This is a genomic window from Listeria cossartiae subsp. cayugensis (genome assembly GCF_014229095.1).
Lineage (GTDB): Bacteria > Bacillota > Bacilli > Lactobacillales > Listeriaceae > Listeria > Listeria cayugensis.
Map to the genome: position 1 here is coordinate 87,021 of NZ_JAARZC010000003.1, position 24,499 is coordinate 111,519.

Annotated in this window: 26 protein-coding genes and 1 riboswitch; of the genes, 11 read left to right on the top strand and 15 right to left on the bottom strand. The window is 41.0% G+C overall.

The genetic code is table 11. The features are described 5' to 3' along the window. The 3 genes from kdpB to HCB49_RS10240 are packed head-to-tail and all read right to left on the bottom strand — an operon-like array spanning position 1 to position 3,829. Positions 1–2,046: a potassium-transporting ATPase subunit KdpB gene (gene kdpB, locus HCB49_RS10230; protein WP_185604870.1), complete on the bottom strand. Its 2,046-nt coding sequence runs from the start codon at positions 2,044–2,046 to the stop codon at positions 1–3. Between the two features lie 11 nt (positions 2,047–2,057). Then, positions 2,058–3,743 (bottom strand): potassium-transporting ATPase subunit KdpA, encoded by a 1,686-nt coding sequence (kdpA, locus tag HCB49_RS10235; RefSeq protein ID WP_185604871.1) that lies wholly within the window; start codon positions 3,741–3,743, stop codon positions 2,058–2,060. Continuing rightward, on the bottom strand, positions 3,740–3,829 hold the full coding sequence (locus HCB49_RS10240) for a potassium-transporting ATPase subunit F (RefSeq protein ID WP_185391896.1): 90 nt from the start codon (positions 3,827–3,829) through the stop codon (positions 3,740–3,742). Before HCB49_RS10240 ends, kdpA begins: the two co-directional genes overlap by 4 nt. Before the next feature lie 254 nt (positions 3,830–4,083). Here HCB49_RS10240 and HCB49_RS10245 point away from each other — a divergent pair, with 254 nt between their 5' ends. The 3 genes from HCB49_RS10245 to HCB49_RS10255 all read left to right on the top strand — a co-directional run bounded on the left by HCB49_RS10245 (position 4,084) and on the right by HCB49_RS10255 (position 6,172). Then, a complete protein-coding gene (locus tag HCB49_RS10245; protein WP_185396539.1) occupies positions 4,084–4,389 on the top strand; it encodes a PTS sugar transporter subunit IIB in 306 nt (101 codons plus the stop codon). A 136-nt stretch (positions 4,390–4,525) separates the two neighbouring features. After that, complete coding sequence (locus HCB49_RS10250; protein ID WP_185480381.1) at positions 4,526–5,833, top strand: PTS sugar transporter subunit IIC; 1,308 nt, start codon at positions 4,526–4,528, stop codon at positions 5,831–5,833. A gap of 36 nt (positions 5,834–5,869) precedes the next feature. Then, positions 5,870–6,172, top strand: a complete 303-nt coding sequence (locus HCB49_RS10255; RefSeq protein WP_003722042.1) for a PTS sugar transporter subunit IIA — start codon at positions 5,870–5,872, stop codon at positions 6,170–6,172. A 21-nt stretch (positions 6,173–6,193) separates the two neighbouring features. Here HCB49_RS10255 and HCB49_RS10260 read toward each other — a convergent pair whose 3' ends face one another. The 4 genes from HCB49_RS10260 to HCB49_RS10275 all read right to left on the bottom strand — a co-directional run bounded on the left by HCB49_RS10260 (position 6,194) and on the right by HCB49_RS10275 (position 12,125). Then, entirely contained in the window at positions 6,194–7,315 is a 1,122-nt protein-coding gene (locus HCB49_RS10260; RefSeq protein WP_185604872.1) for an FtsW/RodA/SpoVE family cell cycle protein, read from the bottom strand. Further along, the gene (locus HCB49_RS10265; protein ID WP_185604873.1) at positions 7,312–8,433 is read right to left on the bottom strand and encodes an FtsW/RodA/SpoVE family cell cycle protein; all 1,122 of its coding nucleotides are present in this window, start codon (positions 8,431–8,433) and stop codon (positions 7,312–7,314) included. Before HCB49_RS10265 ends, HCB49_RS10260 begins: the two co-directional genes overlap by 4 nt. Then, on the bottom strand, positions 8,434–11,004 hold the full coding sequence (gene mgtA, locus HCB49_RS10270; RefSeq protein WP_185604874.1) for a magnesium-translocating P-type ATPase: 2,571 nt from the start codon (positions 11,002–11,004) through the stop codon (positions 8,434–8,436). It lies immediately after the preceding gene. A 285-nt stretch (positions 11,005–11,289) separates the two neighbouring features. Further along, a riboswitch (M-box (ykoK) riboswitch) is annotated at positions 11,290–11,456 on the bottom strand. Positions 11,457–11,558: 102 nt separating this feature from the next. Continuing rightward, the gene (locus HCB49_RS10275) at positions 11,559–12,125 is read right to left on the bottom strand and encodes a TetR/AcrR family transcriptional regulator (protein ID WP_185605081.1); all 567 of its coding nucleotides are present in this window, start codon (positions 12,123–12,125) and stop codon (positions 11,559–11,561) included. A gap of 162 nt (positions 12,126–12,287) precedes the next feature. Between HCB49_RS10275 and HCB49_RS10280 the strand changes: the two genes are divergently transcribed. Beyond that, on the top strand, positions 12,288–14,084 hold the full coding sequence (locus tag HCB49_RS10280; RefSeq protein WP_185604875.1) for a 1,4-beta-N-acetylmuramoylhydrolase: 1,797 nt from the start codon (positions 12,288–12,290) through the stop codon (positions 14,082–14,084). 166 nt (positions 14,085–14,250) lie between these two features. Here the strand turns inward: HCB49_RS10280 and HCB49_RS10285 are convergent, their stop codons facing one another. Beyond that, the gene (locus HCB49_RS10285; protein ID WP_260479521.1) at positions 14,251–14,574 is read right to left on the bottom strand and encodes a hypothetical protein; all 324 of its coding nucleotides are present in this window, start codon (positions 14,572–14,574) and stop codon (positions 14,251–14,253) included. Between the two features lie 275 nt (positions 14,575–14,849). Between HCB49_RS10285 and HCB49_RS14450 the strand changes: the two genes are divergently transcribed. After that, positions 14,850–14,936, top strand: coding sequence for a putative holin-like toxin (locus HCB49_RS14450; protein WP_220089436.1), 87 nt, complete (start codon positions 14,850–14,852; stop codon positions 14,934–14,936). A 214-nt stretch (positions 14,937–15,150) separates the two neighbouring features. On the opposite strand, the gene darA is transcribed toward HCB49_RS14450, so the two are convergent. The 3 genes from darA to HCB49_RS10300 all read right to left on the bottom strand — a co-directional run bounded on the left by darA (position 15,151) and on the right by HCB49_RS10300 (position 17,647). Further along, the gene (darA, locus tag HCB49_RS10290; RefSeq protein ID WP_185403628.1) at positions 15,151–15,480 is read right to left on the bottom strand and encodes a cyclic di-AMP receptor DarA; all 330 of its coding nucleotides are present in this window, start codon (positions 15,478–15,480) and stop codon (positions 15,151–15,153) included. 108 nt (positions 15,481–15,588) lie between these two features. Then, on the bottom strand, positions 15,589–16,215 hold the full coding sequence (gene tmk, locus HCB49_RS10295) for a dTMP kinase (RefSeq protein WP_185604876.1): 627 nt from the start codon (positions 16,213–16,215) through the stop codon (positions 15,589–15,591). 52 nt (positions 16,216–16,267) lie between these two features. After that, complete coding sequence (locus tag HCB49_RS10300; RefSeq protein WP_185604877.1) at positions 16,268–17,647, bottom strand: aminotransferase class I/II-fold pyridoxal phosphate-dependent enzyme; 1,380 nt, start codon at positions 17,645–17,647, stop codon at positions 16,268–16,270. Positions 17,648–17,830: 183 nt separating this feature from the next. On the opposite strand from HCB49_RS10300, the gene dhaK1 reads away from it, so the two are divergent. From dhaK1 to HCB49_RS10325, 5 genes are all read left to right on the top strand, one after another. Then, positions 17,831–18,820: a dihydroxyacetone kinase subunit DhaK1 gene (gene dhaK1 / locus HCB49_RS10305; protein ID WP_185604878.1), complete on the top strand. Its 990-nt coding sequence runs from the start codon at positions 17,831–17,833 to the stop codon at positions 18,818–18,820. Between the two features lie 21 nt (positions 18,821–18,841). Next, positions 18,842–19,438 carry a dihydroxyacetone kinase ADP-binding subunit DhaL1 gene (gene dhaL1, locus HCB49_RS10310; protein ID WP_185604879.1) on the top strand — a complete coding sequence of 199 codons (597 nt, stop codon included), beginning with the start codon at positions 18,842–18,844 and terminating at the stop codon, positions 19,436–19,438. Positions 19,439–19,441: 3 nt separating this feature from the next. Further along, positions 19,442–19,816 carry a dihydroxyacetone kinase phosphoryl donor subunit DhaM1 gene (gene dhaM1, locus HCB49_RS10315; RefSeq protein WP_185604880.1) on the top strand — a complete coding sequence of 125 codons (375 nt, stop codon included), beginning with the start codon at positions 19,442–19,444 and terminating at the stop codon, positions 19,814–19,816. A 127-nt stretch (positions 19,817–19,943) separates the two neighbouring features. Continuing rightward, complete coding sequence (locus HCB49_RS10320; protein ID WP_185604881.1) at positions 19,944–20,795, top strand: MurR/RpiR family transcriptional regulator; 852 nt, start codon at positions 19,944–19,946, stop codon at positions 20,793–20,795. Positions 20,796–20,912: 117 nt separating this feature from the next. Further along, positions 20,913–21,752, top strand: a complete 840-nt coding sequence (locus tag HCB49_RS10325) for a Cof-type HAD-IIB family hydrolase (RefSeq protein WP_185604882.1) — start codon at positions 20,913–20,915, stop codon at positions 21,750–21,752. Between the two features lie 13 nt (positions 21,753–21,765). Here HCB49_RS10325 and HCB49_RS10330 read toward each other — a convergent pair whose 3' ends face one another. Then, a complete protein-coding gene (locus HCB49_RS10330; RefSeq protein WP_185604883.1) occupies positions 21,766–22,221 on the bottom strand; it encodes an NUDIX hydrolase in 456 nt (151 codons plus the stop codon). Between the two features lie 108 nt (positions 22,222–22,329). Here HCB49_RS10330 and HCB49_RS10335 point away from each other — a divergent pair, with 108 nt between their 5' ends. Continuing rightward, entirely contained in the window at positions 22,330–23,172 is an 843-nt protein-coding gene (locus HCB49_RS10335; RefSeq protein ID WP_185480394.1) for an aldo/keto reductase, read from the top strand. 43 nt (positions 23,173–23,215) lie between these two features. Here the strand turns inward: HCB49_RS10335 and HCB49_RS10340 are convergent, their stop codons facing one another. The 3 genes from HCB49_RS10340 to HCB49_RS10350 all read right to left on the bottom strand — a co-directional run bounded on the left by HCB49_RS10340 (position 23,216) and on the right by HCB49_RS10350 (position 24,498). Next, positions 23,216–23,461, bottom strand: a complete 246-nt coding sequence (locus HCB49_RS10340; RefSeq protein WP_185480395.1) for a YaaL family protein — start codon at positions 23,459–23,461, stop codon at positions 23,216–23,218. A gap of 14 nt (positions 23,462–23,475) precedes the next feature. Continuing rightward, positions 23,476–24,072: a recombination mediator RecR gene (gene recR / locus HCB49_RS10345; protein WP_003722062.1), complete on the bottom strand. Its 597-nt coding sequence runs from the start codon at positions 24,070–24,072 to the stop codon at positions 23,476–23,478. A 108-nt stretch (positions 24,073–24,180) separates the two neighbouring features. Beyond that, a complete protein-coding gene (locus tag HCB49_RS10350; RefSeq protein ID WP_003722063.1) occupies positions 24,181–24,498 on the bottom strand; it encodes a YbaB/EbfC family nucleoid-associated protein in 318 nt (105 codons plus the stop codon). Position 24,499: the final 1 nt, after the last annotated feature.

A 24,499-nucleotide genomic window follows, 5' to 3' on the forward strand; every position in this document is an offset into this window, starting at 1 on the left:
TCAAACGATTCCCAGAACAGTTAACAGCATATCAATCAATTTAATCGCGATAAATGGAGCAATCAATCCGCCCAGCCCATATATCAACATGTTGCGGCTGAGTAATTTCCCCGCCGGCATCTCGCGGTATTTCACGCCTTTTAACGATAACGGAATGAGGGCAATGATAATCACCGCATTGTAAATAATCGCGGATAAAATTGCACTCGTCGGACTTGTTAATCCCATTAAATTAAGCGCCTCAAGCTGTGGAAAAATCCCGTAAAAAAGCACCGGAATAATCGCAAAGTATTTAGCTAAATCATTCGCAACACTAAACGTAGTCAGCGCGCCACGCGTCATTAAAAGTTGTTTGCCAATCCGCACAATATCAATTAATTTTGTTGGGCTAGAATCAAGGTCAACCATATTCCCAGCTTCTTTTGCAGCTTGCGTTCCCGTATTCATCGCCACAGCCACATCGGCTTGTGCAAGCGCTGGTGCATCATTCGTCCCGTCACCTGTCATCGCAACTAAATGGCCTTCCCGTTGATATTCGCGAATTAATTCCAATTTGGCTTCAGGAGTTGCTTCTGCTAGAAAATCATCGACTCCTGCTTCCGCCGCAATTGCAGCCGCCGTCATCGGATTATCCCCTGTAATCATGATTGTTTTAATACCCATTTTTCGTAAATCGAGAAAACGTTCTTTCACACCATTTTTCACAATATCTTTTAAATAAATCACGCCTAGCACTTGGTTGTTTCGAACGACGACAAGTGGCGTTCCACCAGCGCCAGCAACTTTACTAACAATCGCGTCACACTCTTTCGGATACGTTCCGCCATTCGCCGTTACATAAGCACGGACCGCATCTGCTGCGCCTTTTCGAATCGTATTTTCTTGATAATCAATCCCGCTCATTCGTGTGTTTGCAGTAAAAGGAACAAATTCTGCGTGCATTTCAGCAAAATCTCGACCGCGAATATCAAAGCGTTCTTTCGCCAAAACAACAATACTGCGACCTTCCGCCGTTTCATCCGCAATCGATGAAAGTTGTGCCGCATCCGCCAGTTCTTGTTCTGTCACACCATCCACTGGCAAAAATTCGCTCGCTTTCCGATTTCCCAGTGTAATTGTCCCGGTTTTATCAAGCAAAAGCACGTCCACATCTCCAGCCGCCTCAATCGCACGACCACTCATCGCCAAAACATTCGCTTGATTTAAACGGCTCATCCCAGCAATCCCAATCGATGAAAGTAACGCGCCGATAGTAGTTGGCGCCAAACAAACGAGCAAAGCAATCACATTCGTAATCGAAATCGCCGAGCCAGCACCCGCCTGTTTACTCGCAAATTCAGTAAATGGTAAAAGTGTCGCTGAAACCGCCAGAAAAATAATCGAAAGCGTCACAAGCAAAATCTGCAAAGCGATTTCATTTGGCGTTTTTTTCCGCGAAGCCCCTTCCACCATCGCAATCATTTTATCTAAGAAACTTTCCCCAGAAACCGCAGTTATCCGAATAACAAGCCAGTCAGAAACAAGTGTAGTCCCGCCAGTCACAGCGCTTCTATCCCCACCAGACTCACGAATCACCGGCGCGGATTCCCCAGTTATCGCACTTTCATCAACCGACGCCGCGCCTTCAATAACCTCACCATCCATCGGAATCTGCTCATTCGCAAGCACAAACACAATATCGCCTTTTTTCAAATCATTCGAAGCTACCTCAACGACATCAGATTTATCCTCTATCTTTTTCAACTTCCGAGCTAAAACGTCTTTTCGAGCCATTTTCAAACTATCCGCCTGCGCTCGACCACGACCTTCCGCAATCGCCTCCGCAAAATTCGCAAATAACACCGTAAACCATAAAATCAGCGCAATCGCGAGTGTATATCCTAACTTCTCATCTGAAATCCCAAAAAAACCAAGAAAATAAAGGCTCGTTGCCAAAATCGCACCGACATAAACAAGTAGCATGACCGGGTTTTTCACTTGTAGTTTAGGAGACAGTTTTTTCATCGACTGAATCAGCGAATCTTTCCAAATACCTTTTTCCATCATTTCCATTCACCTCATTTGAAAGTTGTAAAGAAGTCCGCAATCGGTCCAAGTGCAAGCGCCGGCAAGAAACTAAGTGCGCCAACAAGCACCACAACGCCAATTAAAAGACCAACAAACATGCCATTTTTCGTCGATAACGTCCCGCTGCTCGCTGCAACCGGACTCTTACCCGCCATATTTTGCGCCAAGTAAAGCGCCGCAACTAGCGGAATAAAACGAGCAAGTAACATCATTACTGCGCCGACCATATTTGTAAACGTCGTGTCTGCCGCAAATCCCGCAAAAGCACTACCGTTATTATTGCCCATCGAAGTAAACGCATAGAGCACCTCAGAGAAACCATGCGCCCCACTCGCCGAAACCGAAGCTTGCACACTCGGCATCATCACCGCAACCGCCGTACCAAACAACGTCAACAGTGGAGGAACTAAAATAAGCAAACAAACCATTTTCATATCATAAGGTTCAATTTTCTTCCCTAAATATTCCGGCGTCCGCCCAACCAAAAGCCCCGCGATAAACACCGTCAAAATAATAAAGCCAATCATGCCATAAAGCCCACTACCAACTCCGCCAAAAATGACCTCGCCAAGCTGCATAAAGAACATTGGCACAAGCCCACCAAGCGGGGTCAAACTATCATGCATCGCGTTCACCGCTCCATTTGAAGCTGCCGTCGTTGAAGCCGCGAAAAGCGACGATCCTCCAACTCCAAAACGTACCTCTTTCCCTTCCATGCTGCCAGAAGTCGCAACACCTTGGTAACTCGGTCCCGCAAATTGTTCGGAAACAGTAATCGCCACGACCCCAACAACAAAAACAATTAACATCGCTGTCATAATTGCGCGCCCTTGCTTACTATCTTTCACCGCGCGCCCAAACATCACAACAAGCGCCACCGGAATAAGTAAAATCGCCAACATCTCGATTAAATTAGTAAAACTAGATGGATTTTCAAACGGAAAAGCAGAATTCGCTCCGAAAAAGCCACCACCATTTGTACCTAGTTGCTTAATAGCTATTTGACTAGCAGCCGGCCCAAGCGGAATCAATTGTTTTGCGCCACTTTCAAGCGTTTCCACAACCGAATAATCTGCAAATGATTGCACCACCCCTTGCGACACCAAAACTAGCGCCAATACAAGCGAAAGCGGCAACAAAATATAAAGCGTCACCCGAAATAAATCTTGCCAAAAATTCCCCACCGTTTTCTGTTTCTTCCATATAAAGCCGCGAATTACTGCAAATAAAACCGCAATCCCAGTAGCTGCCGAAACAAAGTTCTGTACCGTTAAGCCAATTGACTGCGAAAAATAAGATAACGCCGTCTCACCAGAATAAGCTTGCCAGTTCGTATTCGACACAAAACTTGCCGCCGTATTAAACGCCAAACTAAAGCTAAGCCCCTTCATACCTTCTGGATTAAGTGGTAAAAATCCTTGTAACATTAGCACAGCCATCACAAATATAAAGCCAACCGCACTAAAAGCAAGCACCGAAACTGCATAACGTTTCGCCGACATCCCAGCTTCACTTACACCCATCAACCGATAACCAAACCGTTCAACCGGTTCCAGCACCCTTGACAAAAACACCTTCTCACCACTCATCACTTTATACATATAAATCCCGAGCGGCACTGCTAAAACTAACAACAATACAACAAAAAACACATCTTGCATCACGATATACTTCATAAATCTTCACCTCTAAACAACACATAAAATAAATACACCAACAAAGCTAAACCGATGATTCCAGCAACTACTAGAACAACACCCATTTTCCGTTCACCCCTTCACCGTACTCTTTCCACCACTAATCCTAACAACAAATGCATAAAGACAGTGTTAAGATTCTCAAGACCCGCATAAAGATTCCGTTAATATTCCAATGTGTGTAAAAATTACACACAAAAAAAGCCAATGTGTAAGCAAAAAACAAAATGAAAACCCTTTTATAGCCACATTTAAAGTTGGCACGGTACTTGCATATATAAATAAGTGTTAAGAGAATTATCTAGAGGAGGAAATAATCATGAAAACAATCATGTTAGTATGTTCAGCAGGTATGTCTACCAGCTTACTAGTTACAAAAATGGAAAAAGCAGCTGAAGAAAAAGGTCTTGAAGCAAAAATCTTCGCAGTTGCCGAAGCAGAAGCAGCTAACCATTTAGACGAAATCGATGTTTTATTACTTGGACCTCAAGTACGTTTCTTAGAAGGAAACATGAAGAAAAAATTAGAGCCAAAAGGTATTCCGCTAGCTGTTATTAACAGTGTTGATTACGGAATGATGAAAGGCGACAAAGTTTTAGAACAAGCATTAGATTTAATGAAGTAAAAAGAGGGTAATTACAGCTGTCTAGCTGAAAATTATAAAAAAATGGAAGAGGTAACGTAATAACATGACGTTTTAGAAATTATGTATCTGTCTTAATCAGTGTTATTACTTTATCCTCAAAAAAGGAGAATAAAAAATGAATGGTTTTATCGCATTTATGGAGAAATATTTCATTCCCTACGCTGCCAAAATTGGTGGGCAACGTCATTTAGTAGCAATTCGTGATGGTTTCATCTCGACTATGCCTCTAATGATTCTAGGGTCTTTCGCCGTTTTAATTAACAACTTCCCAATTGCAGCTTACCAAAAATTCATGAATAACTTATTTGGTGAAGGAACTTGGCAAGCATTCGGCGGAAACGTTTGGAACGGTACTTTTGCTATCTTAGCATTACTTATCGCTTTCACTGTAGCTTATAACTTAGCTAAATCTTATGACAAAGATGCTTTATCTTCTGGTGTAGTTTCTGTAGCTACTTTCTTCACTATTGGTGCAATCGCTCCAGGTGCTGATGGTATCCCTAACACTGGTGGTCTTGGATCTACTGGTCTTTTCTTAGCTTTAATTATTGCAATTCTTTCCACTGAAATCTTCACTCGTTTAAGTGGTAGCCCGAAATTAGTTATCAACATGCCTGATGGTGTTCCACCGGCAGTTTCTCGTTCATTCGCAGCTTTATTCCCTGCAATGATCACTGTTTCAATCTTTGGTCTTATCACTGCGTTCTTCCAAGCAGCTGGTGTGACTAACTTAGTAATTTCTTTCTACGAATTAGTACAAGAACCGTTCATGGGTCTTGCAAACTCCTTGCCAGCAGCATTACTACTTGCATTCGTTTCTGCTTTCCTTTGGTTCTTTGGTTTACACGGTGCGAACATTATCGACCCGTTCATGCAAACAATCAACATCCCAGCTATCGAAGCTAACGTAAAAGCTCTAGAAGCTGGTAAAGAACTTCCTTACATCGTTAACAAACCTTTCTTTGACTCTTTCGTTAACTTAGGCGGAACTGGAGCAACTATCGGTTTAATCATTGCTATCTTTATCGTAGCACGCAAACACAAAGCGTACATGACAGTTTCTAAATTGTCTGCAGCGCCAGGTCTTTTCAACATTAACGAACCAATGATGTTTGGTCTTCCAATCGTCTTGAATCCAATTATGTTCATTCCGTACATCTTGGCACCACTTGTACTTGTAACTGTAGCTTACTTTGCAACAGCTATCGGTTGGGTACCAGCTTGTACTATCGTAACTCCTTGGACTACACCACCAATTATCGGTGGAGCACTTGCAACACAAAGTATCGCTGGTGGTGTTTTAGCAGCTGTAAACTTAGGCTTGTCTATCATCATCTTCCTTCCATTCGCGAAAATTGCTCAAATCCAAGAGCTACGTCGTGAAAAAGAAGCACTTGCTGCTGAAGGCGTTACTGCAGAATAATTTTTAAAAACCAAAACTTTAAGGACGTGTTTACAGATGGATTTAGAGCAAACTATTATGAGCTTGATCGTGTTCGGTGGTAACGCTAAAAGTGATGCTATGTTAGCCATTGATTCCGCTAAAAAAGGGGATTTCGCTCAAGCAGACGAACAAATCGCCCAAGCAGAACAAGCACTACTTGAAGCGCATCATTCTCAAACAAAACTTATACAAGGTGAAGCACGTGGCGAAAAAACAGAAGTTTCCCTTCTACTCGTTCACGCACAAGACCACTTAATGAATGCAATTACTTTCAAAGATTTAGCGAAAGAAATTGTAGACCTTTATAAGAATAAATAAAACTTAAAAAACCAGTTGTCGTCATGACAGCTGGTTTTTTTCTTCTATTAAATTAGCATCTGACCGAATAATCGCTAGCACAACACCCACCGCAATAAAATTACCAAGCACAGCGCTACCACCATAACTAATAAAAGGCAGCGGAATCCCCGTCAGCGGCATAAGTCCAACAGTCATGCCAATATTTTCAAAAATATTAAACGCAAAACTCACTGCAAAACCCGCTAAAACAAGCGACGAAAAAGTATTCTTCATTAAAAGTGCCGCCATAATTAATTGGTGAATAAGCAACATAAACAAAATCAGTAGCAAACTTACGCCAACAAAGCCAAACTGATGCCCAATGGTACTAAAAATCATATCTGTATGACTTTCAGGGATATACGCGTTCGTTCCTGAACTACCAGTCAACATCCCCGAACCAACCGCCTTCATCGATAAATTAAGTTGGTACACCGCATCCGGGTCGGTCGTCGGATCAAGCCACGTTTGAATCCGCGAGAACTGGTACGCATGAAAGCCAATCTTCTCTAGCAAACTAATATGATACACGATGACATACATACCAACCGTCGCCGCAGTTAAAATCAACGTAATAATCCCAACCATTAGCTTCGTTGACCTGATTGCTAGCAAAATAATCGCCAACGCTGTAACCCCATAAACAATAGTCGTTCCAAGGTCTGGCTGCTTCATAATTAATAGGAGGACAATTCCTGTGAGTACAGCTAAAATCCCCAATTGCTTCCATTTTTGCGCTTGGTATTTCACTGCAAAATGCGCCAACACAAAAATAAAAATTGATTTCACAACTTCTGATGGCTGAAAAGATAGTCCCGCAAACCGATACCACCGTGTTGCCCCGTTAATATTTTGCACTAGAGGGTTGGGAATGAGTATCCCGAGTAGTGTGACTACCATAATTGCGTAAAGCCAAATCGCATGATGGCGTAAAAACTCCACCGGAAGCCGCGAAACACCATAACAAGTCAGCGCCCCGATCGCTAAGAACACCAATTGCATTCCTAAAAAATTCGTATCGTACTGATTTGTCTTCTGTGCAAAATAAATCGCCACACAACTAACTAAAGACAATAAAAATACCGATAAAATAATCCGGTTATAAAGCACATCCCGTTTCATAAATACACTACCTCTCTCGATTTATTCCGCCTTGCCGCTGCCAGTACAAAACCTACCGCACACGACAGCATCACGACCGAACTTCCACCATAACTAATAAATGGTAATGGAACCCCCGTAAGCGGGATAAGCCCACTCACGCCTCCAAGATTCAAAAACATCTGCACCGCAACCCAAGTAGCCACCCCAATACAAACCATTGAATCAAAAATAAACTGACTATGAATAGCAATATAAAGTGCTGTAAAACTAAGCAACATCAATAATAAAATCGTCCAAATAACACCAAAAACACCTAGTTCTTCCGCAACCACCGTCATAATAAAATCCGTATGCGGCTCCGGTAAATAGCCTAATTTTTGCACACTCTCACCAAGCCCATTTCCAAAAATCCCGCCACTTCCAATCGCATAATAACCATTCCTAAGTTGATAAGAAGCATCCAAATTATTAAGATTAAATGGATCTAAAAAGGCAAACCGGCCTAATTTTGCAGAACTAAAAAAGTCAGGATGAAAGAAGTAAAGCAGTGTTGCGACAAGCAAAAGGAGACCAAACACCCAAATCGCTACCCGGACAAGGCGTGTGAGGCCGACTCCGCTTGTTAAAAACAAAGCGACCCCAATGACACCTAAAATCAGTGCCGTCCCTAAATCCGGCTGTAAGAACACAAGCCCCACTGTTAGAAATAAAAATCCGAGCAACCAATATTGCACACGCACCCCACAACCTTTTTTCAAGAAAACTGTTGCGATTACTAATATTAGTAGCATTTTGACCGTTTCTGTCGGTTGGAACGTAACACCTGCGATAGACAACCAGCGCTGCGCATTGTTCGCCGCACTGCCCGTTAAAAGCACTAGAATTAGCAAACCGACCAAGCTTCCCGCCAAAGCACGCAACGTCCACCGCCGATAAAATAATTGCACATTAATACGCGAACAAACGAGCAAGCCGACAAACCCCAGTCCGTAAAAAAGTAACTGCCTATAAAAGAAATAACCCGGCTCCACTTTGTACCGCATGATGGCAACCCCATAACTCGTACTATAAACGAGCAGCAAACTCCAAACCGCCAGAAGTATATACGTTACAAACAGCACGCGTCCTGCCCGCATTTAAATCCACTCCCGAAATTTCCGAATATAAATAGTTTTTACTAACTGCATCGTTGCCATATAGCCAACTAGAATTAAAATCAACCATGGGAAATAACTACCTGGTAAGCTGACAAATCCAATGCTGTGACCAAATCCAGTAAACGGAATCACAATCCCAAGCGTCATCACAATAAGCGTTGCAATCATCACCGGTGCAGTTGCCCGACTTTGAATGAACGGTATTTTCTCTGTACGAATCATGTGTACGACTAATGTTTGCGTAAGTAAGCCAACCACGAACCAGCCACTATGGAATAAAGCTTGCTCCGCCACCGTATTCGCACTAAACACAAACCACATAATTAGAAACGTCGCAATATCAAAGATCGAACTTACTGGGCCAATGCAGAGAATAAAGCGCAACATTCCTTTTTGTTCCCATTGATGCGGTTTTTTCAAAAACGAACGATCCATTTTGTCCCAAGGAAGTGTTAATTGCGAGAAATCATACAATAAATTTTGCAGTAAAAGGTGTAGCGACAACATTGGTAAAAACGGAATAAACGCACTCGCCACCAAAACACTAAACACATTACCAAAGTTTGAGCTAGCCGTCATTTTCAAGTATTTTAAAATATTCCCAAATACATTCCGGCCTTCCATCACTGCATCATTTAATACCGTTAAACTTTTCTCAAGTAAGATGACCGAGCTGGCGTCTTTGGTAATATCCGCTGCTGTATCAACCGAAATCCCAACATCCGCCTTCCTAAGTGCCGGCGCATCATTAATCCCGTCGCCAAGGAACCCTACAGTATGCCCCGCTTTTTTTAGCAAACCAATGATTCGCGATTTTTGCATTGGTGTTAATTTCGCAAAAATATGGTATTTTCGCAGTTCGCGCGTAAGTTCTTCATCGGAAAGCTCTTCTATATCCGCACCTAGTAAAAACCCATTCGCTGGAATACCGACTTCCTGACAAATCCGCTTCGTAACGATTTCGTTATCACCCGTCAAAACTTTTACGTTAATTTGATTTTTAAAAAGATGGGCGATAGCTTCTTTCGTCGATGCTTTTACTGGGTCGCGGAAACCTAGGAATCCTGCAATAATCATTTGTTCTTCGTCGGTCTTCGTGAACGCTTCACCGACTTTTCCAGTTTTATAAGCCACTACAATCACGCGTATACCTGAACGATTCATTTCTGCACACATTTCTTGGAGTTCATCCTTTTCTGCTTCAGTTAGTGTAGAAACAGTGCCAGAAAATTCCTTATGAGTGCATACAGTGAGCATTTCTTCCACCGCGCCTTTTGTAACCATCCTTGTCTCAGTGCTATTTTCGACCACCACACTCAAGCGCCGCCGATCAAAATTAAACGGAATCTCGCCAACTTTCGACCAACCTGATGCAGTCTTTTCATCCAATTTGGCGATTACAGCATGATCTAAAACATTTTTCCAGCCAGTTTGGAAATAACTGTTTAAATAAGCCATTTTTAAAACACTTTCCGAAGTTTCGCCCGCGCTATCAATGTATTTTACAAGTTCTAGCTTATCTTCAGTGAGCGTGCCCGTTTTATCCGTACATAAAATATCCATCGCACCGATATTTTGAATGGCGCTTAGTTCTTTCATAATTACTTTTTTCTTCGACATATTGATGGCGCCTTTTGCTAAGTTCGTGCTGACAATCATGGGTAGCATTTCCGGAGTAAGACCAACCGCAATCGCCACCGCATAAAGAAATGCCTCCAACCAATTGCCCTTCATGAGCCCATTAATCATAAACACAATCGGAACCATCACCATCATAAAGTAAAATAGCAACTTCGAAATCGATTTAACACCTTTATCAAAACTCGTGTCGCCGCGGCGTTCGGTAGCTGCAATTGATAGCGAACCAAAGAAGGTTGAGCTTCCAGTCCGCAAAACAACCGCCCGACCATGCCCACTTAACACATCTGTCCCCATAAATAATAAGTTTTCCCGTTCAAAAATTTCTGGATTGGCACGTTTATCTTCCACAAATTTTTCAGCAGGAATCGATTCTCCTGTAAGGGCCGACTGGTTAATTAATAAGTCTGTAGCCGAAATCACACGCGCATCAGCTGGGATAATATCCCCCGCCGAAATTTCAATCAAATCTCCCGGTACGATTGCGTCTTGCATCACCAAATCCATGGAGCCATTTCGTATAACATTCACTCTATTTTTCACCATATTTTTCAGTGCATAACTCGCCCGCTCCGCTCTACTCGTTTGAATAAAGCCAAGCACTCCACTCGCAAGAATCATCAGTGCCATGATCACAGTCGCTTCCATGTCATCCGTCAAATACGAAACAACCATTAACATCACTAAAATATAGATAAATGGATCATTAAACGCCCGAATGAACAACCGTAAATTCGATACTTTCTTTTCTTCCACCGTTTGATTAGGGCCGAACTCCGCCAATCGTTCCGTAACTTCGACGTTTGTTAGCCCCGTTTCCATAACTCCTAACTTTTCCAAAATTTTCTCTCTGCCCATTTGTGATTCTTTGAGCAAATTGTTACCTTGCATTTTTCCATGTAGTTTTTTCATTTTCCTTGCCTCCAATTCTTTCTAGGCAAGCTGAGAATAACGTTTATGTGCGCCAGAGATGAAGGTTAGTCACTCTTGCAGCTTGATTTTTATCATATGAATCCGGTTCTTCTACTTCCTCTTCCTGTCGATAAGCCATTTGCCTTCATCTCCTTTCGAATTTTACCTAAGCTTAATTGTCTGAAAAAAAGATTGTCATTCCCAGATAATTATTTTCATAATAAACATGAAAAAAGTCCTTACCAAAACATTGGCAAGGACCCCTGAATTTATACGCATACTAAAACAGACTCCCCTCGCTAAAGTTTTGGCACTATGCAACGTAAAGAATACTCTTAGCCACATTATGGAAAGCCTTAATCCGACAATCCCTGTTCTACCCATTGGCGTCTTTGGACATTTTTGGGCAGTGGCCTGTGTTTGCATAGGAGCCTCACCTAACAGGCAAAACTACATATTTATTATCGCTCTAATCGTCTACGAGTTTAACATACAAAATCTAAGCCCGCAAGACAAAATGTAAAATACTTAACTTTTATTTAACTTTTCGTGATTTATTTTAATAATTTCAACAAGACATCTGCTAAAGAATCTGCCGTAGTTGTAATCGTTGGTGGGCGCTTATAAATGTCATCGCGCACTTTCTCCACCATAATGAGTAAAATAACACTATTTAAAATTAAAGAAATCGCATCTGCTTCTTGGGCAGAGTTCTTATTCGGAATCATTTCTTTCACTTTTTGATTAACCCGCTCATACAAATATTCCACAATCGACGGATCAATAAATTCCATATCTTTGCTGCCCATTTCGCGAACAGAAATCACCATAAAATCACGATATTTTTCATAAATATCCGAAATAAACTGACTCGCCTGACGCAAAAATACTTTAGCGCTTTCAAAATCTTTATCAAAAAATTGATTAATTTCCGCCTTCATACTTTCAAATTGGACTTCTAGTGTCATATGAATGAGATTATCTTTACTCTTAAATTTTTTAAAAATCGTAGCTTCATTTATTCCAGCGGCTTCTGCTAATTGTCTTGTTGTGGAGCCTTTAATGCCATTTTTTGCCATCATACAAAGCGTCGCATCCATAATGGATTCGTTTGTAATCATCATTTTACCCCCGTTCAACTAAGTAAGCACTTGCTTATATTCAGTATAACAAAGACAAGCCTTTTTGACAATTTAATTACAATTTGTCGATATCATTCATAAGCTATGTGAAGTGTGTAATAATGGATGTAGAATATTTAAAAGAATTGGAAGTGACTTACCATGCAAAAAACAAGAAAAGAACGTATCCTTGAAACTTTAAAAGAACAAAAGAAAAACAAAAAAAGTAACAAGTTCAAAACTGGTGCAACGATTGCTGGGGTTACTGCCATTGCAACCTCTATCACTGTTCCAGGAATCGAAGTAATCGTTAGCGCAGACGAAACAGCGCCTGCCGACGAAGCATCAAAAAGCACAGAAGCCAACACAACAACAGAAACACCAGCAACTGCCACTCCTGAAAACACAACAGAAAAAACAACTGAAACAAAACCTACTGAAACAAAAGAACAAACAAAAACACAAGAAGAAGCGAAACCCGTAGCTGACAAAGTAGAACAAGCTCCCGCAGAACCCGCTACAGTTAGCAATCCAAACAGCGTAACAAGCTACTCTACACCAGCTACTTATAACTTATTACAAAAATCAGCACTCCGTTCAAGTGCAACGGTTCAAAGCTTTATTCAAACAATCCAAGCCTCTTCTTCCCAAATTGCAGCAGAAAACGACTTATACGCATCTGTCATGATCGCTCAAGCAATTTTAGAAAGCGCCTATGGAACGAGCGAATTAGGCTCAGCTCCAAACTACAACCTTTTCGGAATCAAAGGAGCATACAACGGCCAATCTTATACAAAACAAACCCTAGAAGATGATGGCAAAGGAAACTACTACACAATCACAGCCAAATTCAGAAAATACCCATCCTACCATCAATCACTAGAAGACTACGCCAAAGTTATTCGCAGCGGCCCAAGTTGGAACCCAAGCTACTACTCAAAAGTTTGGAAAAGCAATACAACTTCCTACAAAGACGCAACCAAAGCTCTAACTGGAACGTACGCAACCGACACAGCCTATGCAACTAAACTAAATGATTTAATCAGCCGATATAATTTAACACAGTATGACAGCGGCAAAACAACTGGCGGAAATTCCGGAAGCACTGGTAACACAGGAAATACTGGCAACTCCGAAAATACAAACAACACAAACGCCAAAATGTATACAGTCGTAAAAGGTGACTCCCTTTGGAGAATTGCTAACAACAATAAAGTAACCATCGCTAATTTAAAAGCTTGGAACAACTTAAAATCCGATTTCATTTACCCAGGCCAAAAACTTAAAGTTAGCGCCGGGTCTACTACAAATACAGACGCATCCAAGCCGAGCACAGGAACAAGTACGTCCAAACCAAGTACTGGTACGAGCACAAACGCTAAAGTTTACACCGTTGCAAAAGGTGACTCGCTTTGGAGAATCGCTAACAACAACAAAGTAACTATTGCTAACTTAAAAACTTGGAACAACCTGAAATCCGATTTCATTTACCCAGGCCAAAAACTTAAAGTAAGCGCTGGGTCTACTACAACAAACACGAATACAAATACGAACACATCTAAACCGAATACAAACACAAATACATCCAAACCAAGCACAGGTACGAGCACAAACGCTAAAGTTTACACAGTTGCAAAAGGTGACTCGCTTTGGAGAATCGCGAGCAACAACAAAGTAACCATCGCTAACCTAAAAACTTGGAACAACCTAAAATCCGATTTCATCTATCCGGGCCAAAAACTTAAAGTTAGCGCCGGATCCGCAACAACAAATACAAACACAGCTAAACCAAGCACAAACACACCAAGCAATTCCACAGTAAAAACATACACTGTCAAAAAAGGTGACTCACTTTGGGCCATTTCCAGACAGTTCAAAACAACGGTAGATAACATTAAAGCTTGGAATAAACTACCTAGCAATATGATTCATGTTGGTCAGAAATTGACGATTAAGTGACTATAAAAAGCCTAGCTCGTGAGTGAGATAGGCCTGAGACTGCGGATAAAGCGAGAAATTGCTTTGTCTGCGGTTTTTTTATTAAACTTAAACATTTCAATTACAATCTAAATAGCAGATGTGCTAACTTTCTTACTCGTAATAATTCTTTACCTATTGGTTATGATTATAATTCATCAATCTCACATCGATAGTTTAAAGCATCCAATTCCCGTTTAATCTTTCTCATTGTTAACTCGGCTTCTGCTAGGCTTGAATTTAATAAGCAATATATATAAGTTTCATCATTAGCGTGATAGATGTTGAAATCCATTAAGTCGGGGCACTTTTCGATACCAGATGGTACAAAAAAACCATTGGAGTATGATCTCACATCTTTTATCCCCGAATCAACAACACTCTTTTCTATAATTTTCAAAATCTCTTCGTAATCTTCTTTTGATTTTATTGACCATTCTAATCCCAGAATAGCTACCTTCTTTCTTAACAATATTTATTTGCTCTTACTATACTAAATTTGGTTAATCTCATTAAAAACATTATATTGAACCAGGTTCAGCATTTTGAACTAATTGTTTATTGTAGGGCTAGATCTTATCTCCGCTGTACGTAATCAAGAAAAATCCTTAATACATAACTTTTGTCAAAGAAGTTTGAATGCTATAATAGTAAATGCAGTAGCAAAGTGAATAGACGGTGGCTAATCCTCAGTAGGGGGTGATGCCTATGGTTTACAAAGGTTTTACTCCTAGAAAGGAATAAAGCATGTCTGTATTTGAAGCAATGACTTTAATGTTGGCTTTTGCCACATTGGTTGTGCTGATACTGGACTTTAATAAACCAAAAAAATAATCGTCTTTACACTTTGACAGGTGAGAAAAGACGATTATTTATCAATTTTTAAACTTTGTCCACCGTCTTTTTAACGGTGCTGCTGTTAGGGAGTCATGTTAGCGCATGGCTCTCTTTTCATATACATATTAACACACTTTGAGTTAGTTTGACAAATACAGTTCCTAACTTTATTAGCCATCTACAATAAGATAGCTCTTACCTACTATCTGTTTTAAAAATGATGAAAATTCTCCACCGGCATTACAAACACTGTTGCGCCGCCAACTTGGACTTCGATTGGATATGGCACGTAGGTATCTACTGTCACTCCAAGGGACGCGGATGGTGTCATCATTTGTTCGCGCGCTTTGCAGTTTTCTTTAATGATTGCTAGGGCATCTTCTACACGTTCATCTTCTGTACCGATGATGAATGTGGTGTTGCCTGCTTTTAAAAATCCGCCTGTAGTGGCTAGTTTGGTCGCACCGAAATTGCCTTTTGTTAGTGCGTCAGACAAACGGTTGCTATCTTGGTCTTGGACGATCGCAAATATCAGTTTCAAAGAAATCAACCCTTCCTAAAAAATCTATCTTTTTTCTATTATAGCAAATAAATGCCATTTTAAAGAGTGATATGCACTTGTGGCAACGTGTTTAAGTCACATTGGATGTTAGGATAATTGTTGTAAAATGTCGGCTAAAATAGTTTCTGCAATTTCTTCTGGTGTCTTTGTAGCATCTACTCGCATAAAACGGTCCGGAAACATGTTGATGACTTTTTCATAACCAGCTTGAACCTTTTCATGGTAAGTAATGTCTTCTTTATCCAAACGATTGACTTCACGGCCTTTGTTGGCGGCGATTCTAGCTAAACCAACTTCGGCAGGTACATCGAGATAATACGTCCGGTTAGGCAGCGTATCTTCAATCGCATATAAATTCACTTGTAAAACTTGTTCCATATCCATGTCACGTCCAGCGCCTTGGTAAGCAAGCGAGCTATCCATGAAACGGTCACAAAGTACCGTTTTTCCTGCTTCTAAAGCTGGGCGGATTGTTTCAACGACATGTTGACGGCGCGCTCCTGCAATAAGTAGCACTTCTGTTTTCGGGTCCATTTCTTCATTGCCAATTCCGAGGACGATATTTCTTACTTTTTCTGAAATCGGGCTGCCACCTGGTTCGCGGGTTTTAATGAAATCGATGCCAACTTCCGTCATTTTTTGATTGAGTAGTGTTCCTACTGTTGTTTTACCAGAGCCATCTGGGCCTTCGAGTGTAATAAAAATTGCTTTCATTTAGTAATTTCCTTTCCCTTTCGCGTCGCTTTCTGTTTGATTATAGCATAAATTAGCGGAAGACACGGATGTAATTCTCGGCTAGTTTTTCGCCGCCTTGGTAGTGACGTGTGCGAATGCTTTTTAGTTCGCGAATGTGTTTTTCTGTGATGCTTTCTCCGCGGATTACGGCTGGTATCCCCGGCGGATAGAGCGAGATTGTTTCGGCGGATACGCGATCGGTCGCTTCGTCTATCGAAATAAACTCGGTGCCGCGCGTGTGCATTTCTTCATACGTTAGCGAGAGGCTAGATGCGCACGGGGCCGACATTTCGTACGGTTCTTTCGCGATTTCTTTTTTCACCGGAGAATGAATCCGACTAATCGGCGTGAAATCGATTCCTTTTTTTATTAACGGTAAAATAAGTAGCACTTGTGATTCATCGGCTAGTTCTGGAAAATAAGAGCTCTCTTCAAAAATCGCTTGCAGTTCGTAGCCTGTATAGCCTGTTTTGCGGACGATTATTTTCAGTGGATCATCTGGCAAAATGACTTCAAATTTATTCTTCGTTAGCCATTTAATCCATCTAGCGCGCATTTTCCAAAAAGCTTCCACATCAGCCGCCGTATAGGTTGCCGCATATTTTCGGGCTGCATCCAGTGACGCCATAATTAAATAAGATGGGCTGCTCGTTTGGAATACTTGCAGATAATAAGCTAGTTTTTCAAAAATCGGCAAATCATTGACCACATGTAAATAGGATCCCATCGTCAGCGCCGGTAGCGTCTTATGCGCCGATTGAACGACCACGTCTGCGCCAAGCTCCACCGCACTTTTTGGAAATTCGGAGCTTGTTAAAAAATGGGCCCCATGCGCCTCATCGACAAATACAACCGCGCCAAAATCATGCGCAATTCGGATACATTTTTGCAAATGAAAAGTCGTTCCATAGTAGCTCGGATACGTAAAAATACAGAGTTTTATATCTGGATGATTATGTAAGGTTGCTTCGACAAGTTCTGGCGTTACTCCGCTTGCAACGCCGACTTCTTTATTCAGCGCTGGTGTTAGGAAAATCGGCTCTCCACCTGCCAGTTCAATGCCATGCAAAATAGACTTATGCGCATCTCTCGGCACTAATACTTTTTCCCCGCGCTTCAAAGTCGTCATAATAACCGCCAAGCTTCCTCCGCTAGTCCCGTTTACGAGAAAATAACTTTTTTTACTCCCATAACATTCTGCAAGTAACTCTTCTGCTTCCAAAATCACATCTTCCGGATGGTGCAAGTCGTCCATTCCAGTGATTTCTGTTACGTCCCATTTTAATAATTTTTGCCATGGATCTGGATAAACGGCTCCGCTTTTGTGTCCAGGAACATGGAGTGATATTGGGCAAGATTTAGCATGAGCATCTAACCGTTCCACTAAAGGCATTTTAGTTTGATCTCGCATAACAATTCCCCTTTTCAAATTCTCTCTTTCATTGTACCATTTTGCTGAATTTATGACACATTCTTGCAGTTTTAAAGCGTTTTCATTTTATAAGTTGTATAATAAAATCAGCAACCACGTTTTGACTTTCTAGTAAAGGGAAATTGAGGTAAGAGGACTATTTTAAAGGAGGTTTTTTGTCAGATGAAGAAGATTCTTAACGGTACAGATCAAGTTGTAGAGCAAATGGTGGAAGGTTTAGTTAAATCGCATGCAGATATTGTTCACCGTGTTGAAGGAACTCGCGTCATTGCAAGAAATGATAAACGTCCAGGCAAAGTCGGGCTAGTAAGCGGCGGAGGTTCTGGTCACGAGCCGGCTCATGCTGGTTATGTAGGTCGCGGAATGCTATCTGCGGCTGTGTGCGGCGATGTTTTCACTTCCCCAACTCCAGACCAAATTTATGAAGGTATTAAAGCCGCAGATCAAGGCGCTGGTGTGCTTTTAATTGTAAAAAATTATACTGGTGACGTAATGAATTTTGAAATGGCGGCCGATTTAGCAGATGCCGATGATATTAAAGTAGAGCAAATTGTAGTAGATGATGATATTGCCGTGGAAGACAGCACTTTTACAACGGGACGTCGCGGTGTAGCTGGAACGGTTCTCGTGCATAAAATTATCGGGGCGGCGGCAGAAGCAGGCGCATCACTTGATGAACTGAAAGCCCTCGGTGAAAAAGTAATTGCTTCTGTTAAAACGCTTGGGGTTGCACTTTCGCCGTGTACTGTTCCCGAAGTTGGTCACCCCGGATTTGAGCTCGGCGACGACGAAATCGAACTCGGCATTGGTATCCACGGTGAACCAGGATTTACTCGTGAAAAAATTATGCCATCTGCAAGTTTAGCTAAGCAACTATACGAACGGATTAGCAATGAAAGCAAACTCCTAGCTGGCGATAAAGTGGTTGTCCTTGTGAACGGCATGGGCGCAACACCACTTATGGAACAATATGTTTTCGCAAATGATGTCCATGTACTTCTAAAAAATGCCGGCGTTCGCGTGGAAAAAACACTTGTTGGAGATTATATGACCTCACTCGAAATGGCCGGATTATCCTTAACCATTTTGAAATTAGAAGATGAAAAATGGGTTGATATGTTGAAACTCCCAGTGGACACAATTGCTTGGTAATAAAATTTGGAGGAATGAATCATGACTTATGATAAAGATTGGGCGTTACGCTGGTTAAATGATTTCGGCGAACGTGTACAAGAAAATAAACAATTATTAAGTGATCTCGACCAAGCGATTGGTGACGGAGACCACGGTATCAATATGGCTCGCGGACTCAGCGAACTCAAAAAAGCTTTTGCAGAAAAAGAACCTGCCGATTTAAAAGATGTTTTCAAAACAGCCGGAATGACAATGGTCAGCAAAGTTGGCGGCGCATCCGGCCCGCTTTACGGAACAGCATTTTTAAATATGAGTAAAGCTGTTGAGGCGGATACAATCGATGCGGTTGGCCTTACAAAAGTAATTGAAGCAGGACTGGAAGGCATTGAAAAACGAGGTAAATCGCATGCGGGCGAAAAAACGATGATTGATGTTTGGGAACCAGTTGTTCACGCGCTTCACCAAGAAGATTTGACCAATGATGTGGTGGATGCGGCCCTACAAAAAACAAAAGATTTAAAAGCGACTAAAGGACGCGCAAGCTATCTCGGCGAACGTTCAATTGGTCATCTCGACCCAGGCGCCTACTCATCCGCCCTATTATTCCATGCAATGCTTCAAACGGAGGTGAGCTAACTCATGACTAAACCTTATGGCGTTGTTATTATTTCCCACTCCAAAGATGTCGCAAAAGGGGTACATGATATTATCAAAGAAATCGCGCCAGACGTTTCTATCACCCACGCAGGTGGAACCGAAGATGGCGGCATCGGCACAAGTTTCGACGCAGTAAATGAAGCCATCGAAAATAACGAAGCCGACAAAGTCTACACTTTCTATGACCTCGGAAGCGCCAAAATGAATATTGAAACCGTAGAAGAAATTAGCGAAAAAGAAATCATTCTCTTTAATGCACCAATTTTAGAAGGTGCCTATGCTACTGCGGCTCAAGTTCAAATGGATGAAAAACCAGAAGTCATCGCGGAAAACTTGAAAGGCATCGAAATTAAATAAACTGACCCCCTTGAACTTTTATTGTTCGAGGGGTTTTTAATTATCCGAGCAGAAACCAAAGGCGAGGATTTTCCGTGGTATAATGACATATATAATTTCCCATTCTAAAAAGTTAGGATTTGAAACGATGAATATTTTAATTAAAATAAGAGAATTAACTAATTTAACCAATAGTGAAAAAGAACTTGCCAACTATATTTTAGCAAATCCGCGAAAAACCTTGCAATTCAAGCCTAAAGAGCTGGCCGCGGCTGCCTTTGTTTCTACTGCAACCATTTACCGTTTAATTAATAAACTAGGAATTAACGGCATCGGCGAACTAAAAATCGAAATCGCCACAAGCCTCCGCGAAGCAACTGCAGAAAAAGAAATAAATTACGATTATCCGATTTTAGAATCAGACACGCCCTACCAAATAATGACCAATCTACAACAGATTTACAAAGGAACCATCGATGAAACGTTAAACATCGCCGATCCAGAAGAACTCGTTCGTATCGGTGAAAAACTAACTAAGGCAAAAACAATTGATGTCTATGCCGCCTCCGCCAATCTTTTTTTCGCCCAAAATTTCAAATTCCAAATGCAGGAAATCGGGGTTTTGGTCAACGTTCCCGAAGAAGATTATATCCAAAGCTTGTCCGCAGCAAATAGTGATGAAAATCATATCGCCATCGTTGTTTCTTACGGCGGTCGCAGTCGAACACTTCAAAGAGTCGTCAAAATCCTATCCGAAAACGACGTCGAAATAATCTTAATCACTTCCATGCAAGCTAACCCATTAGTCGAATTCGCCACTCACAAAATCTATATGGCATCCGCTGAAAACCATTACAACAAAGTCTCCTCATTCTCAACAAGGCAGTCATTACTCAGCATTTTCGACACGCTATATTCCGTTTATTTTAATCACGATTACGATAAAAATATCCAATATAAAACAACCAATTACCAAAAAATGAATAGCGAATTGGAATGATTTTTCAAAAAAGCAATCGTTTTCCCTTTGAACTGAAAAAAAGCTCTCAATCTATGCTATTTCTCACTTTCCTTTATTTTCTAATGATACAATAAAGAAAAAAAGGAGCTAAATTAAATGACGACTCAAGCGATTATTTTAGATATTGATGGCACTTTATTGAACGACGACAAAAAAATCTCAACCAAAACAAAAGAAGCACTTATTACAGCCCAACAAAATGGCGTTAAACTTATCCTCGCGTCCGGCAGACCAACAACCGGCATGCACCTTTACGCCGAACAATTAGAAATGGAAAAATACCACGGCTTACTAGTTTCATACAATGGCGCCAAAGTGGTCGACTGCCAAACAAAAGAGGAATTATTCAACCAAGCACTCACTGTTTCTGAAGGAAAAGCCGTTCTAGAACATATGAAAAATTTCGAAGTAAAAGTAATGATTGATAAAGACGACTATATGTATGTGAACGATGTATTCGACTGCTACGTCCCTTATAAAGGCGAAGAAATCAACATTATTCAATACGAATCCCGCGGCGGTAACTTTAAGCTCTGCGAAAAAGATGATTTAGCAGCATTTTTAGATTATCGAATCAGCAAAATACTAACTGCCGGCGATCCAGCTTATATGCAGGAAAATTACCAAGCGATGATGGCACCTTTCAAAGATAATCTAAACTGCGTCTTCACGGCCGATTTCTATTTTGAATTCACCGCACAAGGCATCGACAAAGCCAAAGCACTTGATACCGTTTTAACTCCAATGGGAATTAGCCCAGAAAACATTATCGCATTCGGAGACGGGCACAACGACATCACCATGGTTGAATACGCTGGAACAGGCATCGCCATGAGCAACGCCGTCCCTGAATTAAAAGCAGCAGCCAGTTCCATAACTTTATCCAATAACGAAGATGGCATTGCGCACGTGCTAAATAGTTTAATTCCGAGTTAAAAAAGACTGAAATTCAGTCTTTTTTTATTACCATCATATCATTGTTTTTCAAGCGTTCATTCAGCTCATAAAGCGCCGTCTTATTACTATCCCATGCCAATATATTTGAAGCCGCCTCGTAAGAAAGCCACTTTAGCTCCTTATGTTCTAAAGAAAGTTCGACCTCAGACGAAAGACTAGTTAAATCTATCGCAAAACAAAATTCCGGAATAACATATGGCTTTTCAAAAGCGAAATGAAAACTCGGAATATGAGCACGCGAATCCAACTGATACATTTTAAAAGTATCACTGACCTTCAATTCTTCAATGCTCTCGCGGATTGCGGCTTCGGTACTCGACTCAGCATCTTCCCCACCACCAGCTACAAACTGCCAAACCGCTCCATCACTCCTAAGCAAAACGCCATACTGATAATCAGCTACTTTTTTAATAAACGGTATTACTAAAACTTGAAAAGGTTGCCTCATTCTTTCACTCCTTTTAAAAAATTTGCTTCAATTGCCCCCTTCTTTCTACAGAAATCACTCGTTTTCTGGTATGCTTAAATTAATAAACTAAAGTAGGAGGTAAATTAAATGACACTTTCTTTCTCGGATACTTACAGATTGAACAATGGAATCGAAATGCCTAGACATGGTTTTGGGGTTTACAAGCTCACTGACGAACAGCGAATGCGCACAGCACTAGAAACTGCGGTGGATGTTGGCTATCGACTCTTTGATACGGCTTCATTTTATCATAACGAAAAAGAGCTTGGCGACTTCTTTCAGTCCAGCGGTTTAAAACGTGATGAGTTTTTCGTGACGACAAAAATGTGGAATACGGAGCAAGGTTATGACGAAACGCTTCGTGCCTTTGAAAAATCACAGAAAAAATTGCAGCTAGATCAAGTCGATTTATACTTAGTTCATTGGCCAAAGCAAGATACTTTTTTTGAAACGTGGCGCGCTGTAGAAAAGTTATATGATGAAGGGCTTGTTCGCGCAATTGGCGTGAGTAATTTTGAAGCCCACCATCTTGACCGCCTTCGTACAAGCGCAAACGTACTTCCGGTAGTTGATCAACTTGAAACGCATCCCCACTTTCCAAATCAGCTTTTGCATCGTTATTTAGAAGAATTACATATCGTTCACCAAGCATGGAGCCCACTCGGTCGCGGTGGTGTTTTACAAGAACAAATCCTCATTGACTTAGCGAAAAAACACGGAAAATCACCAGCACAAATTGTCCTTCGTTGGCATTTACAAAATAATATTTCCATCATTCCAAAATCAGAAACTCCTTCCAGAATTCAAGAAAATGCGGATATTTATGATTTTGAATTGACAGAAGCTGATATGCGCCAAGTTGCTCGTTTAAATAACGGGGAACGCGTCAGTCATGCACCAGATGTTATGTATGTGAGATCAGAAATTTAATCAAAAAAAATCTACTAAACCAAGCTGGCTTAGTAGATTTTTTTTATTTATTTCTTAATTGGCGTCTGCGTGCTTCTTTGAAAAGATAGAAGTAACGAGCTTCTGCCTTTTTCTCCTCATATTCTAAATCAGGATCGTATTCAAAGCTTTTACGCATTAACACTTTTTGTTTGTGCCATTTTTCTTGCGAGACTTCAATTAACTCCATCAGATAAGCATCATAGGATTTGTGTAGTTTACCAATTTTCTTGTCTTTTTTCCGACCAAACTTACTGCTTCTGGACTCCATTTTATCACCTCGGTTTATACTTCTCTTCGTCCTTCCATTGCTTTAGAGAGCGTTACTTCATCAGCGTATTCTAAATCTCCACCAACTGGAAGGCCATGCGCTATTCTAGTCACTTTTATGCCTGAAGGTTTTAATAAGCGCGAAATATACATCGCGGTAGCTTCCCCTTCAACATTAGGGTTTGTTGCTAAAATTACTTCTTCAATCGTGTCATCTTGCAAACGTTTCAGCAAATCGGGAATGTTAATATCTTCCGGTCCAATCCCATCCATTGGCGAGATTGTACCGTGAAGCACGTGATATAAACCATGAAAATCACGCATTTTTTCCATTGCAATGACATCTTTGGATTCTTGTACCACACAAATAACACTTCGATCGCGTGACGTATCTGCGCAAATATAACACGGGTCTTTATCCGTAATATGACCACAAACGGAACAAAAGCTGAGATTTCTTTTCGCATCTACAAGCGCTTTTGCAAAATCTAGCACATCGTCTTCTTTCATATCTAGCACATAAAATGCTAGCCGAGCTGCCGATTTTGGTCCGATTCCCGGTAATTTCATAAAGCTATCTATTAATTTCGTTATCGGCTCAGGATAATGCATAATTCGTCTTCCTCTCACCTTCAAAATACAAATGTTTCACGTGGAACATTCTATTGAAAAATAGTTGAGACTCTTGAATACAAGCCAAGAGTCTCAGACCAAACAATATTACATTCCAGGAATATTTAATCCTTGTGTGAATTTACCCATTGTTTGTGAAGTTGTATCTTCAATTTGTTTTAATACATCATTTGTTGCCGCAAGTACTAAATCTTGTAGCATTTCGATATCTTCTGGATCGACTACTTCTTCGTTTATAACAACATCCGTAATGACGCGTTTACCAGTAGCTTTTACTGTAACCATACCTCCACCAGCTGTTCCAGTGAACTCTTGAGCTTCTAAATCAGCTTGAGCTTTCGCCATTTCCTTTTGCATTTTTTGCATTTGTTTCATCATACCTTGCATATTTCCCATTCCACGCATG